The organism is Pseudomonas sp. W15Feb9B (assembly GCF_000828175.1).
Classification (GTDB): Bacteria; Pseudomonadota; Gammaproteobacteria; order Pseudomonadales; family Pseudomonadaceae; genus Aquipseudomonas; species Aquipseudomonas parakoreensis.
The window spans coordinates 16,705-30,515 of record NZ_JTKF01000021.1; the positions used below are offsets into that span (position 1 = coordinate 16,705).

The window sequence follows — 13,811 nt, forward strand, 5'->3', positions numbered from 1 at the left end:
TGGCGAAGCCTGCGATCTTTTGATTTTGCTTTTAAGATCAAGATCAAGAGATCGCAGCCTGCGGCAGCTCCTACAGGCTCAGCATTACTTCGCGACCTTGCCGAGTACGCGCAGGCGACTCACACCACCATCCGGGAACACGTTCAGGCGGATGTGGGTGATTGGGCCCAGTGCCTTGATCTGCTCGACGAAGGTGTGTTCGGCGTGCATTTCCAGCTTCTGGCTCGGCAGCAGTTCGCGCCAGAACAGCGACTGGGTTTCGATCTGGCTGTCGGTGCCGCCTTTGACGAACGCGCCCTGGATCGAGCAGGTGTCCGGGTAGTTGCCCTTGAAGTGCAGGGTGTCGACGATGATTTTTTCGATCTCGCCCGGATGGCCCAACGCGACGATCACCCAGTCATTGCCCGGGGTGCGACGACGTGCTGTTTCCCAGCCGTCGCCCATGTTGATGCCACGGCCTGGGTTGAGGATGTTGCTCATGCGGCCGAAGTGTTCGTCGGAGCAGGCGAGGGCGCGGCCGCCGTTGAGGGCTGCAGCCAGATCGACTTGCTCGTTGTCGCCCACCGCGGACCAGTCGCGGAACGGAATACCGTACACGCGCAGACGGGCCACACCACCGTCCGGGAAGATGTTGAAGCGCAGGTGACTGAACGCTTTGTCGCTGCTGATTTCATGGTAGTGGTGGCTGTTGCCCTGCAGCTCGACGGCCGACAGGACTTCAGTCCACTGGGTGTTTTCGTCTGGCTCGCCCGAGGCCAGGAAGCATGCTTCCAGCGAGGCCGATGGCGGGAAGTTGCCGGTGAAGAATGAAGTGTCGATGTCCACGCCTTTGATCGAACCTGGTACACCCAGGCGGATTACCGCGCTGTCGTAGCCTTCGAAGCGCTTGCGGCGCGATTCCCAGCCATCCATCCACTTGCCGTTGTCGTCGAACACACCCTCCTTCCACACGGCCGGGGTCGGCTGAAACAGACGATTGGCGTCTGCGAACCAGTCATCGGTGACCGAGATGATTTTGGTGCCCAGACGGGCATCGGCCAGGTTGACGAACTTCTCGAAAGGTACGGCGTAAGCTTTCATTCTTCTTGTCTGCCTTTAATAAGTTGGCTGGGGATGCTTGCAAGGCCCTGGGCATTCTCCGCGTCTGACATGCTCGGGCCAGGCTTGCTAAAGAGTCAGTAAACGGAACAGGGCGATCTTGTTGATCTCCGCCAGCGCGCATTTGAATTCGGTGTCGACCGAGTTGTGAATGCGCGTTTCGAACGCCGCGAGGATCTGATGCCGGTTGCTGCCTTTTACCGCCATGATGAAGGGAAACTTGAACTTGGCCTTGTAGGCGTCGTTCAGCTCGGTGAAGCGCTGGAACTCTTCGGCCGTGCATTGGTGAATACCGGCGCCAGCCTGTTCATGGGTGCTGGCTTCGGTCAGTTGGCCCTGGACGGCGGCTTTGCCGGCCAGGTCCGGGTGAGCGTTGATCAACGCAAGCTGGCTGGCGTGATCGGCGCTCAACAGGATGTCGCTCATGCGCTGGTGCAGGGTTTCGATCTCGTCGATCGAAGCGTCCACGCCCAGGTCGTAGGCCTTCTCGGCCACCCATGGCGAATGTTCGTAGATGTCGGCGAAGGCTTTGACGAAGGCGTCGCGACTCAGGGTCGACGGTTGCAGGGTTTGAAAGCGGCTCATTTGGCGGCCCCTTGGTACGGGTGGGTTTCGTGCCAGTGGCGCGCAATATCGACGCGACGGCTGAACCACACCTGTTCATGACTTTTGGCGTATTCGATGAAGCGCTTGAGCGACGCCAGACGCGCCGGACGGCCGATCAGGCGGCAGTGCAGACCGATCGAAAGCATCTTCGGCGCTTCGGCACCCTCGGCGTAGAGCACGTCGAATGCGTCTTTGAGGTATTCGAAGAAATCGTCGCCCTTGTTGAAACCCTGCACCTGGGTGAAGCGCATGTCATTGGTGTCGAGGGTGTACGGGATCACCAGGTGCGGCTTGCCGGTCGGGTTGTTCGGTTCCCAGTAGGGCAGGTCGTCGTCGTAGGTGTCGCAGTCGTAAAGGAAACCGCCTTCTTCCATCACCAGCCGACGGGTGTTCGGGCCGGTGCGACCGGTGTACCAGCCCAACGGGCGTTCGCCGGTAAGTTCGGTGAGGATGCGGATCGCTTCGAGCATGTGCTCGCGTTCCTGCGCCTCATCCATGTACTGGTAGTCGATCCAGCGGTAGCCGTGGCTGCAGATCTCGTGGCCGGCTTCGACCATCGCGCGGATCACGTCCGGGTGGCGCTGGGCAGCCATGGCGACGGCGAAGATGGTCAGCGGAATGTCGAATTCCTTGAACAGTTTCAGGATCCGCCAGACGCCGGCACGGCTGCCATATTCGTAAAGCGATTCCATGCTCATGTTGCGCGCGCCTTGCAGCGGCTGGGCAGCAACCATTTCGGAAAGAAAGGCTTCGGATTCTTTGTCGCCGTGCAGGATGTTGCGCTCGCCGCCTTCTTCGTAGTTGAGTACGAAGGACAGCGCGATGCGCGCGTTGCCCGGCCAGTGTGGGTGAGGAGGGTTACTGCCGTAACCGATCAGGTCGCGTGGGTAGTCAGCGCTCACTGCAGTCTTCCTTCTTATTCGTTGACAGGTTTGTGTAACGGCCTGCGCAGGCTGGCGTCACAGCGATGGGCTGATTGTATACAACTTTATTCGCAATTTGTAAGCCTGAATTTTCGCATTTTTCACCGACTGTCATCTTTTGCTGCTAATGGCGTAAGCCTGCAAGAAACCTGCCTGATCAGTCAGCTAATGGCTGTGAGGTTCAATACTCAGGCGCCTGAGGGGCAGATCAAGGTGAAACACCCGAATGGCGGGGGTGGTGCGAAAAATGTCGTTTTTATTGTGTACAATTTTTTTGAAAAATGTCTTAATCAGTCGCTCGCCGCAACTTTTCGTGCTCCGAATCGGTGCGGTCTCCTTTTACCTGACTTCGGGAGGCGCGAAGTCTGACTGCTCTTTGCGGCCAGGCGCGCAGAATCAATGGGACGTTTGACAACACACGTTTTGGACGCTGCACACGGTTGCCCGGGCAGCTCGATCAAGGTCGAGCTGTACCGCGTTGAAGGTTCGCATCTGGAATTGGTCGCCAGTGCCGTTACCAACAGCGATGGCCGGGTCGATGCGCCGCTGCTGCAGGGCGATGACTACCGCACCGGGGTCTATCAGGTGCAGTTCCACGCCGGCGATTACTACCGCGCCCGTGGCGTGCAACTGCCGGAACCGGCGTTCCTCGACGTGGTGGTGCTGCGTTTCGGCATCTCCGCCGAGCAGGATCACTACCACGTGCCACTGCTGATCTCGCCTTACAGCTATTCCACCTACAGGGGCAGCTGACCCCCAAGCAGCTGCCCCCACCGGGAAGCGACTGCGCATATAGCTTCTTTGGTCTTTCGCCCGCTCACACTGCGGGCTTTTTTTCGTCTGCCTTAAAGTCAAAAGATCGCAGCCTGCGGCAGCTCCTACAGTTTGGAATGCAATCCCCTGTAGGAGCTGCCGCAGGCTGCGATCTTTTGCTCTTTAACGGCTCAACAGCGACGCAGCGCCCGCACCACTGAACAACCCGGCACTCACCCGGTTGAACCAGCTCTGCCCCTTGCCGCTACGCAGATAGCGCGCCGCACCATGCGCACCCAGCCCGTAAGCCAGTTTGCAGCACAGGTCGAGCACCACCCAGGTCGCGATCATGATCAGCAGTTGCGGCAGGAACGGTTGTTGCGCGCTGAGGAACTGCGGCAGAAACGCGGCGAAAAACAGAATGTCCTTTGGATTGCTGGCGCCCAAGACGAAAGCCCGACCAAACAGGGTGCGGAAACGTGGCACCGGTGCGGCCTGCGGCACTTCGGCGCCCACCGCTGGCTGACGCGATTGCTGCCAGCTCTGCCAGGCGAGGTAGAACAGGTACAGCGCACCGACGATTTTCAGGGCGCTGAACAACTGTTCTGACGCCAGCAACAGGGCGCCCAACCCCAGCGCCGACGCACTGAGCAGGCAGATCGAGGCAATCACGCCGCCGAGAAACGCCGGATAAGAGCGGCGCAAGCCGTAGTTCAGACTGTTGCTGATCATCAGCAATGACAGCGGCCCCGGAATCAGGATCACCACCAATGCAGCGCCGCTGAACAGCAGCCAGGTTTCCAGACTCATCACTTTGCTCCTTTTTTGTTGTACTCAAGAATGTGCAAAAGCCCCACCCGCGAGGGTGAGGCTGGTTTGACGCTTGAACCGCGTGACGCTTACAAGAAGATGAACTTGGCGATGAAGATCGCGCAGAGCACCCACAGGCTGACGGAAATTTCCTTGTACTTGCCGGTACCGGCTTTCAACGCCACGTAGGTGATGAAGCCCAGCGCAATGCCGTCGGCGACCGAGAAGGTCAGCGGCATCATGATCGCGGTGACGATCGCCGGGATGGCGTCAGTGGCTTCATCCCATTCGATGTGCGCCATGCCGCCCATCATCAGCATCGCGACGTAAATCAGTGCACCGGCGGTGGCATAGGCCGGAATCATCCCGGCCAGTGGTGCGAAAAACATCGCGGCTATAAATAGCACACCCACGGTGACTGCGGTAAGACCAGTCCGACCACCAGCGGCTACGCCAGCGGCACTTTCCACATAGCTGGTAACAGGAGGAACACCGACCACCGCGCCGAAAACACTGGAGGCACTGTCGGCTTTCATCGCGCGGGAGAGGTTTTCGATACGCCCGTCAGCGTTGACCAGATTGGCCCGCTGGGCGACGCCCATCAGCGTGCCGGCGGTGTCGAACATGTGTACGAAGAGGAAAGCCAGGACCACGCTGATCATGCTGACGTTGAACACGCCCGCGACGTTCATCGCCATGAAGGTCGGCGCCAGGCTTGGCGGGGTCGACATGATGCCGGAGTAGTGCACGATGCCCAGGCCCCAACCGGCGAGGGTCACGGTGATGATGCTGATGAGGATCGCGCCGAAGACTTTGTGGTAGCTGAGGATCGCGATCATCAGGAAGCAGATCGCCGCCAGCAGCGGGCCGGGTTCACGCAGGGAGCCGAGTTTGATCAGGGTGGCCGGGCTGTCGACGACAATGCCAGCGGTTTTCAGACCAATCAGCCCGAGGAACAGGCCGACGCCAGCGCCCATCGCAAAGCGCAGGCTGACCGGGATGCTGTTGAGCAGCCATTCGCGAATCCGCGAGAAGGTCAGGATCATGAACAGCACACCGGAAACGAACACCGCACCGAGCGCGGTTTCCCAGTTGTAGCCCATGGTGCCGACCACGGTGTAAGTGAAGAAAGCGTTGAGGCCCATGCCCGGCGCCAGGCCCACCGGCCAGTTGGCGTACAGGCCCATCAGCAGGCAGCCGAGTGCGGCGGCGATGCAGGTGGCGACGAAGGCTGCACCGTGATCGATCCCGGCATCGGCCATGATGTTCGGGTTGACGAAGATGATGTAAGCCATGGTGATGAAGGTTGTCAGACCGGCAATCAGCTCGGTCTTCACCGTGGTGCCATGCAAGCTGAGTTTGAAGATGCGCTCCAGCACGCCTGTGCGTAAGGGCGGCGAGAGTTCCAGCGTCGATGCTTCGGATTTGCGGCTTTCCACAGCGAGTACTCCTCAAGAGTTTTATTGTTATTTCCAGGGCCGGACCCATGAGGGGTGGCAGCAGCCCTTTGAGGCATACGCGAATTTGTTGACCATGCGGTCAGGAACTCGCACGCAGTGGATTATGCTTTTGTGTACAAATAAAGCAAATATTGTTTTTGGTTTTGTTTACGAAAGGTCAGGCGATAGAGATATATCGCCTTCAGAGGCCCCATCGCTGGCAAGCCAGCTCCCACAGGGTTGGTGGGTTTCTTCACATCTGTGTACGCCGTTGCCCTTGTGGGAGCTGGCTTGCCAGCGATGAGGCCGGTCCAGTCAATCCAGATGTGACTGAGTGCCCCCAAGCGCCATATTCACCGCCAACCACCCATTCACCGCCGCCTCCCCAGCCTCGGCAAACACCCGCTCGAGCAACTTCACCTGCTCACGGCGCAACGCTTGCTCGAACTTCGCACCCTCTACGGTCAGCTCCAGCAAGCGCTTACGCTTGTCCGCCTCCGACGCCACGCTGTCCACCAAGTGCATTTCCTGCAGCTGGCGCAACGGCATGTTCAGCGCCTGCTTGCTCACGCCGAGCAATCCCAGCAACTCCTTCACGCTCAAATTCGGATAACGCGCGATGAAAAACACAATCCGCTGATGCACCCGGGACAGGCCGCGACGTTCGAGCATTTCGTCGGCCTTGGCGGTGAACGCCTGATAGCCGAAGAAAAACGCTTCCATCGCCTGCTGCTGGCTGGCGGGGTTTTTAAGGTCAAGCATGTTGACGTACTCGCTCAAGCTGTCGTAGTTTCAGTCAACCAGTTTGACTCATTTTTCCCAGGCCTCGCTACCGGTGACTCCCATGGCTTTTTCCGAACGTGTTTCGCGCCTTAAAAGTTCTCTGATCCGTGAAATCCTCGCCGCCGCCCAGCGTCCGGAGGTGATGTCGTTTGCCGGTGGCCTGCCCGCCGAAGCCATGCTGCCGAAAGTCGAATGGGCCGACATGCCGCTGGCGCTTGGTCAGTACGGCATGAGCGAAGGCGAGCCGGCGCTGCGTGAAGCGCTGGCGGCGCAGGCGCGAGCGTTGGGTCTGGCGTGCACGGCGAGTCAGGTGCTGGTGGTCAGCGGTTCCCAGCAGACCCTCGATCTGGCCGCCAAGTTGTACATCGACAGGGGTACCGAAATTCTTCTGGAAGCCCCGACCTACCTGGCCGCGTTGCAGATCTTCCAGCTGTTCGGCGCCGATTGCCTGACCGTGCCGCAAGAGTCCGACGGCCCGAACCTGGCGCAGCTACGCAGTCGTCTTGAGCAACACCGCCCGGCATTCATCTACCTGATCCCGACGTTCCAGAATCCGTCCGCCGTGCGTTACAGCGAAGCCAAGCGCGCTGCCGTCGCCGCGCTGCTGGATGAATTCGGCGTGACCCTGATCGAAGACGAGCCGTATCGCGAACTGACGTTCGATGGCGGCAGCGCCAAACCGATTGCGGGGCGTTTGCAGAAAGCCAGCTGGATCTACACCGGCACCGTGTCGAAAACCTTGCTGCCGGGTTTGCGCGTCGGCTACCTGATCGCCAGCCCGGACCTGTTTCCGCACCTGCTCAAACTCAAGCAATCGGCGGATCTGCACACCAACCGCATCGGCCAGTGGCAGGCATTGCAATGGATCGGCGGTGAAAAATATCAGCAGTACCTGGGTGAGTTGCGCGGCTTCTACCGGCAGCGCCGCGATGCGTTTCAAGCGGCGCTGGAAACGCACTTTGCCGATCTGGCGGACTGGAACGCCCCGCAGGGCGGGCTGTTTTTCTGGCTGACGCTCAAGCAACCGCTGGATACGCGAACGCTGCTCAACGAGGCGCTGGCCAATGACGTGGCGTTCATGCCGGGCGAGCCGTTCTTTCCCGAGCCGGATAAAAACCTCGGGCACCTGCGTTTGAATTTCAGCCACATCGACCCGGCGCGACTGGATGAAGGGTTGAAGCGGTTGGCGGCGGTGGTGAGGCAGGCGCAACTAGACAAAGCAGCCTGAAAAAAATAAACCGGCTCGAGGGCCGGTTTATTTTTGTCTGAGTAATGTGTTGTTCTTGCGGGCCTCATCGCTGGCAAGCCAGCTCCCACAGGTTATGTGAACGCTACAGATCACTGTGGGAGCTGGCTTGCCAGCGATGGGGCCATAAGCAACACAACATCAATATCAGACTGCAGCAAACCGCTTATCCAGATAATCAATAATCACCTTGGACTCATACATCCAGGTCGTCTGCCCATTCTCTTCAATGCGCAGGCACGGCACCTTGATCTTGCCGCCCTGACTCAGCAGGGTCTGGCGATCCTGTTCGTTGTTCTTCGCGTCCTTCAGTGCGACCGGCACATTCAGGCGACGCAGGGTGCGGCGGGTTTTCACGCAGAACGGGCAGGCGTGGAACTGATACAGGGTCAGGCCTTTGGCGGCGGCGTTGACTTGTGCCTGTACTTCGGCCGGGCGCTGTTTCTTGCCCGGACGGGTGATGAAGTCGATGAAGATGATCAGTTGGCCAAGGCCGACACGAAGCGCTTTTACGAACACGTTGAAAGCCTCACGGTGCAAAGAGAGAAGGGCGCGCAGCTTACCCGATTTTTCACGGACGAAAAAAAACCGGCGATCAACGCCGGTTTTTTCTGCAGCCGATTACTTGATCAGGCTGAGGAACTCGCTGCGAGTCGCCGCGTTTTCGCGGAACTCACCGAGCATCACCGAAGTGATCATCGACGAATTCTGTTTCTCGACACCGCGCATCATCATGCACATGTGCTTGGCCTCGATCACCACGGCCACGCCCAGCGCACCGGTGACTTGCTGCACCGCGTCGGCGATCTGACGGCTGAGGTTTTCCTGGATCTGCAGGCGGCGGGCGTACATGTCGACGATCCGCGCGACCTTCGACAGGCCCAGCACTTTGCCGCTCGGAATGTACGCGACGTGGGCCTTGCCGATGAACGGCAGCAGGTGGTGTTCGCACAACGAGTACAGCTCGATGTCCTTGACCAGCACCATTTCGCTGTTGTCGGAGCTGAACAGGGCACCGTTGGTGACCTCTTCGAGCGTCTGTTCATAACCGCGGCAGAGGTACTGCATGGCTTTGGCGGCACGCTTTGGCGTGTCGAGCAGGCCCTCGCGGGAGACGTCCTCGCCCAGTTGGCCGAGAATCGCGGTGTAATTCTGTTCCAGGGACATGAAACTACCTGTGGGGATTTTCGCAAAGGGCAAGGGTACGGTGGCGGACACAACCCTGCAAGTTCGGTGTAACGCGATTATTCGTCGCGGCCTTCCATCATGGTGCGTTTGAGCATCACGTACACCGCACCGGCACCGCCGTGTTTTGCCTGACATGAGCAGAAACCGAGCACTTGTGGATGCTGGCGCAGCCACGTGTTGACGTGGCTTTTGATCATCGGCCGCTTGCCGTCCAGGCGCACGGCCTTGCCGTGGGTGACGCGCACGCAGCGGATTTCGAATCGGGTTGCTTCGGCGAGAAACGCCCAAAGCGTCTCGCGGGCCTTTTCCACGTTCATGCCGTGCAGGTCGAGGCTGCCTTCGAACGGGATCTGCCCGATCTTGAGCTTGCGCATCTGGCTTTCCTGCACCCCGTCGCGGGCCCACATCAACTCGTCTTCGGGGCCGACGTCGATCACGAACTGATCGGACAGGCCATCCACGGTGGTGTTGTCGGTGCGCACAGTGGCGGACTGGCGCAGCTTGGCAATGTGCGCGCGGTCAGCCTTGGGTTTGCCGGTGTCGGCGCGGTCGTGCTTGATCGGCTTGACGCCTTGGATCGCACTTTTGAACAGGGAAAAATCGTCGTCTTGCATGTCAGCCTCCGCGAAGGGCGGCCAGTTTACCCAAGTCGAAACAAAACGGCCCGGCAAAAAGCCAGGCCGTGCAGTCAGTCGTGTTTTTTCATCAGGTGCGGGGACATGTTCAGTTCCCGCGATTGCCGGGCGCGACGCCGGCATCGACGCCACAGGGCCACGCCGAAGTACAGGAACAACAAGCCGACCGCGAGAATGATCGCCGAACCCATCGGCGTGGCATTCAAGTCGCCGAGCGCCGGCGGGCGTCCCAGCAGGCTGGCGGCACCGGCCATCGCCAGCAGCACACCGAACGTCGCCAGCATGGCGGCGATCGCTGCGCCGAATCGAAAACGCCAGTTGCTTTGGCCTTTGGGCCGCAAGCGGCGTGCGTCAAATCCATCGGATAACTTCATTCCGACCTTCCTCAATGGGTATCGGCCCTTCGACCGGGAGTTGACCGGGTTGTTCCTGAGGCTAAGGCAATTGAAGCAAATGCGAGGCTTTTGCGGATGAGCGGCGCGGTGAGCCGCTCATTCGCAGAGATCAGATCAGATCTTGAGTCAGTGCAAGGGTGGCGAAGTTGTCGGCCATGATCGCCATTTCCGCTTCCTGTACCACGGCGGCGCTGAGCACGCGGCCCTTGAACGGCAGGTCGCGGGTGGCGCAGGCGTCTTCGACCAGCGTGCAACGGAAACCCAGGTTCTTCGCCGCACGCACGGTGGTGCTGACGCTGGAGTGGCTCATGAAGCCGCAGACGATCAGGTCCAGCGAGCCGAGGTTCTGCAGACGGTCCAGCAGTTCGGTACCGTGAAACGCACTCGGCAGCAGTTTGCCGATGATGGTTTCATCGCCCTGTGGCTCAAGGCCGGGGATGAATTCGCCACGTTCGCCCTGTGGGTCGAACAGGCCACCGACGGTGCCGAGATGACGCACGTGCACGATCGGCCGACCGGCTGCACGGGCCGCAGCGACCAGTTGTTTGATGTTCGCGACGGCCGCGTCCATGCCGCTCAGGGCCAGCGGGCCACTGAGGTACTCTTTCTGGGCATCGATGATGACCACGGTGGCATGGCTCAGTGTGGCCGCTGCGTAACCGCGGCCGCTGAGTTGAAACATCGTTTTTGGAACGGACATTCTGGGGCTCCTTGGGGTGGGGCTTTTGCGGCATTGTCCTCTGGCTGAGCGCTTCTGTGAACCGCTACCATCGTAGGCGCCGTCGTTACTGGCCTGCAGCCTTGTCAAGTTACACGTTCTGTTCAATAGCTGATGCAAAAATCAGAAAGGTCCTACTGTCGCTCCGCTGATTTTCCTGCGTCGTCGGCGGGCGTTTTGGCTGGTAGAATCGCCAGTCGTTTTTTCTGGAGTTCTGCCCCGTGATCACTTCCCGACTTCGTACCCTGCGCGACCACATCCGTTGGGCCGTCAGCCGCTTCCATGGGGAGGATCTGTTTTTCGGCCATGGCACCGACAATGCCTGGGATGAAGCCCGGCAGTTGGTCCTCGGTGCCTTGCACCTGCCATGGGAGATCGCCGACAGCTACCTCGACTGCGCGCTGGAAGACGACGAGCTGGTCAACCTGCAACGCCTGCTCAAGCGCCGCATCGAAGAGCGCATCCCGACCGCGTACCTGCTGGGCGAAGCTTGGTTCTGTGGCATGTCGTTCATCGTCGATGAGCGCGTACTGATCCCGCGTTCACCGATTGGCGAGCTGATCGAAAACCGTTTCGCACCGTGGATCGGCGACGAGCCGGCACGCATTCTCGACCTGTGCACCGGCTCCGGCTGCATCGGCATCGCCTGCGCCTACGAGTTCCAGAACGCTGAAGTGGTGCTGGCCGATCTGTCGTTCGAAGCGCTGGAGGTGGCCAACCAGAACATCGAGCGCCACGGCGTCGATGAGCGTGTGTACACCGTGCAGGGCGATGGGTTTGACGGGTTGCCAGGGCAGCGTTTCGATCTGATCGTGTCGAACCCGCCGTACGTTGACGCAGAAGATTTCGCCGACATGCCGGACGAATACCAGCACGAACCGGAGCTGGGCCTGGCCTGTGGTGATGACGGCTTGAACCTGGTGCGACGGATGCTCGCCGAGGCGGCGGATCACCTGACCGAGAGGGGTTTGCTGATCGTTGAGGTGGGCAACAGCCAGGTGCACGTCGAAGCGCTGTACCCGGAAGTCGACTTCGCCTGGCTCGATTTCGAGCGCGGCGGGCATGGTGTGTTCATGTTGACGGCGGAGCAGTGCCGCGATCATCAGGCCTTGTTCGCCTCCCGCGTCTGACCTGACTGACTGTGGCGAGGGAACTTGCTCCCGCTGGTCTGCGAAGCAGACTCAAAACATGCAATGACGGTGCACCAGACATACCGCATGTGCATGATTTACGACTGCTTCGCAGCCGAGCGGGAGCAAGCTCCCTCGCCACAGGGCAGCGCTGATTTCAGCGGTGTGTGGCAATCCAGATCAACAACCCCGCCTGAAACACCGCAAATGCCACCAGGCAAGTAATGGTAAAACGCAACCCGGCGTCTTCACGCTTGAACTTGCTGACCTTCTCTTCCTGCTTCTTCAGCTTCACTTCCTGCTCGGCCAGGTTCTGCTCGGCCTGTTGCAGCATCTGCGCCGCTTCGAGAATCTCGACGATCTGCAGCTTCTCGCTGTTCCAATCGCCCAGCAAGTCACCGACCTGCACCTCTTTGACGCTGCCCTTCAAATGCTGGGCGTCGGCGTAGATCACGTCAAAACCATGCACGCGCAAGAAGTGATCGCGACGCAGGCGGGTGTCTTCGTTCAGCGCGTCCTTGTTGTTCAGGTCCATGCCGTCGACGGTGTAGGCGGGCCAGCGTCTTTTCGCCCAGTTGATGCCTTGCGCGGCCAGGAAACGACCGATGCCACGGTTCAGCGGTTCGATCTGCAAGCCGCTGTCGGGGCCGAAATGCACACGCTTGCTGGTGTGATTGACCCACACATCGAGATGGTTCTGCTCTTTGCGCACGCGCTGGCCGGGCAGTTTGATCGCCATGCGCATCAGGCTGTGCTCTTTGCTGTTGCGCTCGGCATAGCCGAATTCGACAAAACGCAACGGCCGGCCACCGGTGTGACGGTCAGTCTGCAGCGGGGCCAGGCGGAGCATCTTGTGGTGCTCGACGCTGACGTCCGCCCATGGCAGCTCGACCGCTGGCGGTGCGTCTTTTTCAGCGGTGGTGTCGGGTGAAGTCTGGGTATCAGTCATAACGGCGAGATCCTGTCCAAGCCCTGCTTGTCGCCAGCCGGTTCGCTGGCGACAAAGGCTTATCGGCCGTTTTTTTCAGGACTGGAGGGTAAACACCGTTTAACGGCTGCGAAGTCCGTCAATAAATTCGATGAGTTTGCCGCCCAGCTCCGCCGCCAGTGGCAAATTCGGGTCCTTGTAGGAGGCCAATTGCCGCTTCACATCGGCAGCGACGATTCGCATGACGTGGTTCATGCCGTCGATTACCACCAGTTCGGCATTGGGATTGGCCGCTTTGAGCGCCTGTGCGTCGCCGACGCCGACCTGCATGTCGTTGCTGCCCTGAACGATCAGCGCCGGCATCTTCAACTGTGCAAACGCCTTGGCCGGATCCTGACGGAACAGCGAAATCAGGTACGGCTGCACGCTCGGGCGGAAAATCGGTTGCAGTGGCGCCGGCACGTTGGCGTCGGTGTGGCCGGCCTTGAGGCTGTCGAGCAGCTGATTGCTGCGCAGCATCAACGGTGGCGGCAGGCTGCGCGCCAGTTGTTCGCGAATCACTTGATCCACTGGCCTTGCGCTGCCGGACAGGGAAATCAGCGCAGCAGCCTCCGTGCGCGGGGCGGCGAGGGTGGCAATGAGGGCGCCTTCGCTGTGACCGAGCAGAATCAACGGGCCGAAACGCGGATCGCTTTTCAGCTTCTGGCTCCAGGCCACAGCATCGTTGACGTAGGCCTCCACCGACAGATTGCGCTCGTCAGGCGTGGCCGCGAAGCTCGCAGCGACCCCGCGCTTGTCGTAGCGCACACTGGCGATGTTGTGTTTGGCCAGCACCCAGGCCAGCCGCTTGAGGCTGTCATTGCGCCCGCCATCGGGGTTATTGCCGTCACGATCTGTAGGACCGGAGCCGGCAAGGATCAGGACAACCGGCACCGGGTTGTCGGATTTTGGCAGCAACAGCGAGCCGAAAAGTTCACCGCTCCCGGTATCCAGAGAGATCGGGCGCTGCAGGACAGTCGCGTGGGCAAAACCGGTAAACAGGGTAAGACTCAAGATCAGAACTCGCAGCATCATCACGCCATCATTCGCCAAGGTGCCGGTTGGACTCACCAACACCACTAAGGTTCGAGGATGAACTACTCGGTTAGCCTGCGTATAC

Annotated in this window: 16 protein-coding genes; 3 read left to right on the forward strand and 13 right to left on the reverse strand. The window is 60.0% G+C overall.

Features of this window, described 5'->3' with window-relative positions:
• Positions 1-84 precede the first annotated feature (84 nt).
• From alc to puuE, 3 genes are all read right to left on the reverse strand, one after another.
• Entirely contained in the window at positions 85-1,080 is a 996-nt protein-coding gene (alc, locus tag OC71_RS11660) for an allantoicase (protein ID WP_041068832.1), read from the reverse strand.
• 87 nt (positions 1,081-1,167) lie between these two features.
• Positions 1,168-1,683, reverse strand: coding sequence for a 2-oxo-4-hydroxy-4-carboxy-5-ureidoimidazoline decarboxylase (gene uraD / locus OC71_RS11665; protein ID WP_041068835.1), 516 nt, complete (start codon positions 1,681-1,683; stop codon positions 1,168-1,170).
• Entirely contained in the window at positions 1,680-2,606 is a 927-nt protein-coding gene (puuE, locus tag OC71_RS11670; protein WP_039769896.1) for an allantoinase PuuE, read from the reverse strand. The genes uraD and puuE overlap by 4 nt, the downstream gene beginning before the upstream one ends.
• A gap of 420 nt (positions 2,607-3,026) precedes the next feature.
• On the opposite strand from puuE, the gene uraH reads away from it, so the two are divergent.
• Positions 3,027-3,380 (forward strand): hydroxyisourate hydrolase, encoded by a 354-nt coding sequence (gene uraH, locus OC71_RS11675; protein WP_007913983.1) that lies wholly within the window; start codon positions 3,027-3,029, stop codon positions 3,378-3,380.
• A 183-nt stretch (positions 3,381-3,563) separates the two neighbouring features.
• On the opposite strand, the gene OC71_RS11680 is transcribed toward uraH, so the two are convergent.
• From OC71_RS11680 to OC71_RS11690, 3 genes are all read right to left on the reverse strand, one after another.
• The gene (locus OC71_RS11680; RefSeq protein WP_003223174.1) at positions 3,564-4,190 is read right to left on the reverse strand and encodes a LysE family translocator; all 627 of its coding nucleotides are present in this window, start codon (positions 4,188-4,190) and stop codon (positions 3,564-3,566) included.
• An 89-nt stretch (positions 4,191-4,279) separates the two neighbouring features.
• A complete protein-coding gene (locus OC71_RS11685) occupies positions 4,280-5,629 on the reverse strand; it encodes an NCS2 family permease (protein WP_041068843.1) in 1,350 nt (449 codons plus the stop codon).
• A 315-nt stretch (positions 5,630-5,944) separates the two neighbouring features.
• Positions 5,945-6,391, reverse strand: coding sequence for a MarR family winged helix-turn-helix transcriptional regulator (locus OC71_RS11690; RefSeq protein ID WP_041068928.1), 447 nt, complete (start codon positions 6,389-6,391; stop codon positions 5,945-5,947).
• An 82-nt stretch (positions 6,392-6,473) separates the two neighbouring features.
• On the opposite strand from OC71_RS11690, the gene OC71_RS11695 reads away from it, so the two are divergent.
• The gene (locus tag OC71_RS11695) at positions 6,474-7,640 is read left to right on the forward strand and encodes a PLP-dependent aminotransferase family protein (RefSeq protein WP_041068846.1); all 1,167 of its coding nucleotides are present in this window, start codon (positions 6,474-6,476) and stop codon (positions 7,638-7,640) included.
• Positions 7,641-7,805: 165 nt separating this feature from the next.
• Here the strand turns inward: OC71_RS11695 and OC71_RS11700 are convergent, their stop codons facing one another.
• The 5 genes from OC71_RS11700 to OC71_RS11720 all read right to left on the reverse strand — a co-directional run bounded on the left by OC71_RS11700 (position 7,806) and on the right by OC71_RS11720 (position 10,576).
• A complete protein-coding gene (locus OC71_RS11700) occupies positions 7,806-8,177 on the reverse strand; it encodes a glutathione S-transferase N-terminal domain-containing protein (RefSeq protein ID WP_041068931.1) in 372 nt (123 codons plus the stop codon).
• A gap of 102 nt (positions 8,178-8,279) precedes the next feature.
• Positions 8,280-8,825: a GTP cyclohydrolase I FolE gene (gene folE, locus OC71_RS11705; RefSeq protein ID WP_003204506.1), complete on the reverse strand. Its 546-nt coding sequence runs from the start codon at positions 8,823-8,825 to the stop codon at positions 8,280-8,282.
• 77 nt (positions 8,826-8,902) lie between these two features.
• Positions 8,903-9,460 carry a Smr/MutS family protein gene (locus tag OC71_RS11710; RefSeq protein ID WP_041068854.1) on the reverse strand — a complete coding sequence of 186 codons (558 nt, stop codon included), beginning with the start codon at positions 9,458-9,460 and terminating at the stop codon, positions 8,903-8,905.
• Positions 9,461-9,534: 74 nt separating this feature from the next.
• Positions 9,535-9,855, reverse strand: a complete 321-nt coding sequence (locus OC71_RS11715; protein ID WP_041068857.1) for a hypothetical protein — start codon at positions 9,853-9,855, stop codon at positions 9,535-9,537.
• A gap of 130 nt (positions 9,856-9,985) precedes the next feature.
• Positions 9,986-10,576 (reverse strand): cysteine hydrolase family protein, encoded by a 591-nt coding sequence (locus OC71_RS11720; protein WP_003223193.1) that lies wholly within the window; start codon positions 10,574-10,576, stop codon positions 9,986-9,988.
• Positions 10,577-10,815: 239 nt separating this feature from the next.
• Between OC71_RS11720 and prmB the strand changes: the two genes are divergently transcribed.
• Entirely contained in the window at positions 10,816-11,724 is a 909-nt protein-coding gene (prmB, locus tag OC71_RS11725) for a 50S ribosomal protein L3 N(5)-glutamine methyltransferase (RefSeq protein ID WP_041068860.1), read from the forward strand.
• 157 nt (positions 11,725-11,881) lie between these two features.
• Here prmB and OC71_RS11730 read toward each other — a convergent pair whose 3' ends face one another.
• Together OC71_RS11730 and OC71_RS11735 are read right to left on the reverse strand one after the other, a co-directional pair.
• Positions 11,882-12,673: a hypothetical protein gene (locus OC71_RS11730; RefSeq protein WP_041068863.1), complete on the reverse strand. Its 792-nt coding sequence runs from the start codon at positions 12,671-12,673 to the stop codon at positions 11,882-11,884.
• A gap of 99 nt (positions 12,674-12,772) precedes the next feature.
• Complete coding sequence (locus tag OC71_RS11735; RefSeq protein ID WP_041068934.1) at positions 12,773-13,726, reverse strand: alpha/beta hydrolase; 954 nt, start codon at positions 13,724-13,726, stop codon at positions 12,773-12,775.
• Positions 13,727-13,811: the final 85 nt, after the last annotated feature.

Excerpts from the sequence above, each read along its gene's own strand:
- OC71_RS11695 (WP_041068846.1), top strand. The coding sequence starts at position 6,474 with ATGGCTTTTTCCGAACGTGTTTCGCGCCTTAAAAGTTCTCTGATCCGT.
- OC71_RS11690 (WP_041068928.1), bottom strand. The coding sequence starts at position 6,391 with ATGCTTGACCTTAAAAACCCCGCCAGCCAGCAGCAGGCGATGGAAGCG.
- OC71_RS11720 (WP_003223193.1), bottom strand. The coding sequence starts at position 10,576 with ATGTCCGTTCCAAAAACGATGTTTCAACTCAGCGGCCGCGGTTACGCA.
- alc (WP_041068832.1), bottom strand. The coding sequence starts at position 1,080 with ATGAAAGCTTACGCCGTACCTTTCGAGAAGTTCGTCAACCTGGCCGAT.
- OC71_RS11730 (WP_041068863.1), bottom strand. The coding sequence starts at position 12,673 with ATGACTGATACCCAGACTTCACCCGACACCACCGCTGAAAAAGACGCA.
- uraD (WP_041068835.1), bottom strand. The coding sequence starts at position 1,683 with ATGAGCCGCTTTCAAACCCTGCAACCGTCGACCCTGAGTCGCGACGCC.
- folE (WP_003204506.1), bottom strand. The coding sequence starts at position 8,825 with ATGTCCCTGGAACAGAATTACACCGCGATTCTCGGCCAACTGGGCGAG.
- OC71_RS11680 (WP_003223174.1), bottom strand. The coding sequence starts at position 4,190 with ATGAGTCTGGAAACCTGGCTGCTGTTCAGCGGCGCTGCATTGGTGGTG.
- uraH (WP_007913983.1), top strand. The coding sequence starts at position 3,027 with ATGGGACGTTTGACAACACACGTTTTGGACGCTGCACACGGTTGCCCG.
- OC71_RS11710 (WP_041068854.1), bottom strand. The coding sequence starts at position 9,460 with ATGCAAGACGACGATTTTTCCCTGTTCAAAAGTGCGATCCAAGGCGTC.
- OC71_RS11715 (WP_041068857.1), bottom strand. The coding sequence starts at position 9,855 with ATGAAGTTATCCGATGGATTTGACGCACGCCGCTTGCGGCCCAAAGGC.
- OC71_RS11735 (WP_041068934.1), bottom strand. The coding sequence starts at position 13,726 with ATGATGCTGCGAGTTCTGATCTTGAGTCTTACCCTGTTTACCGGTTTT.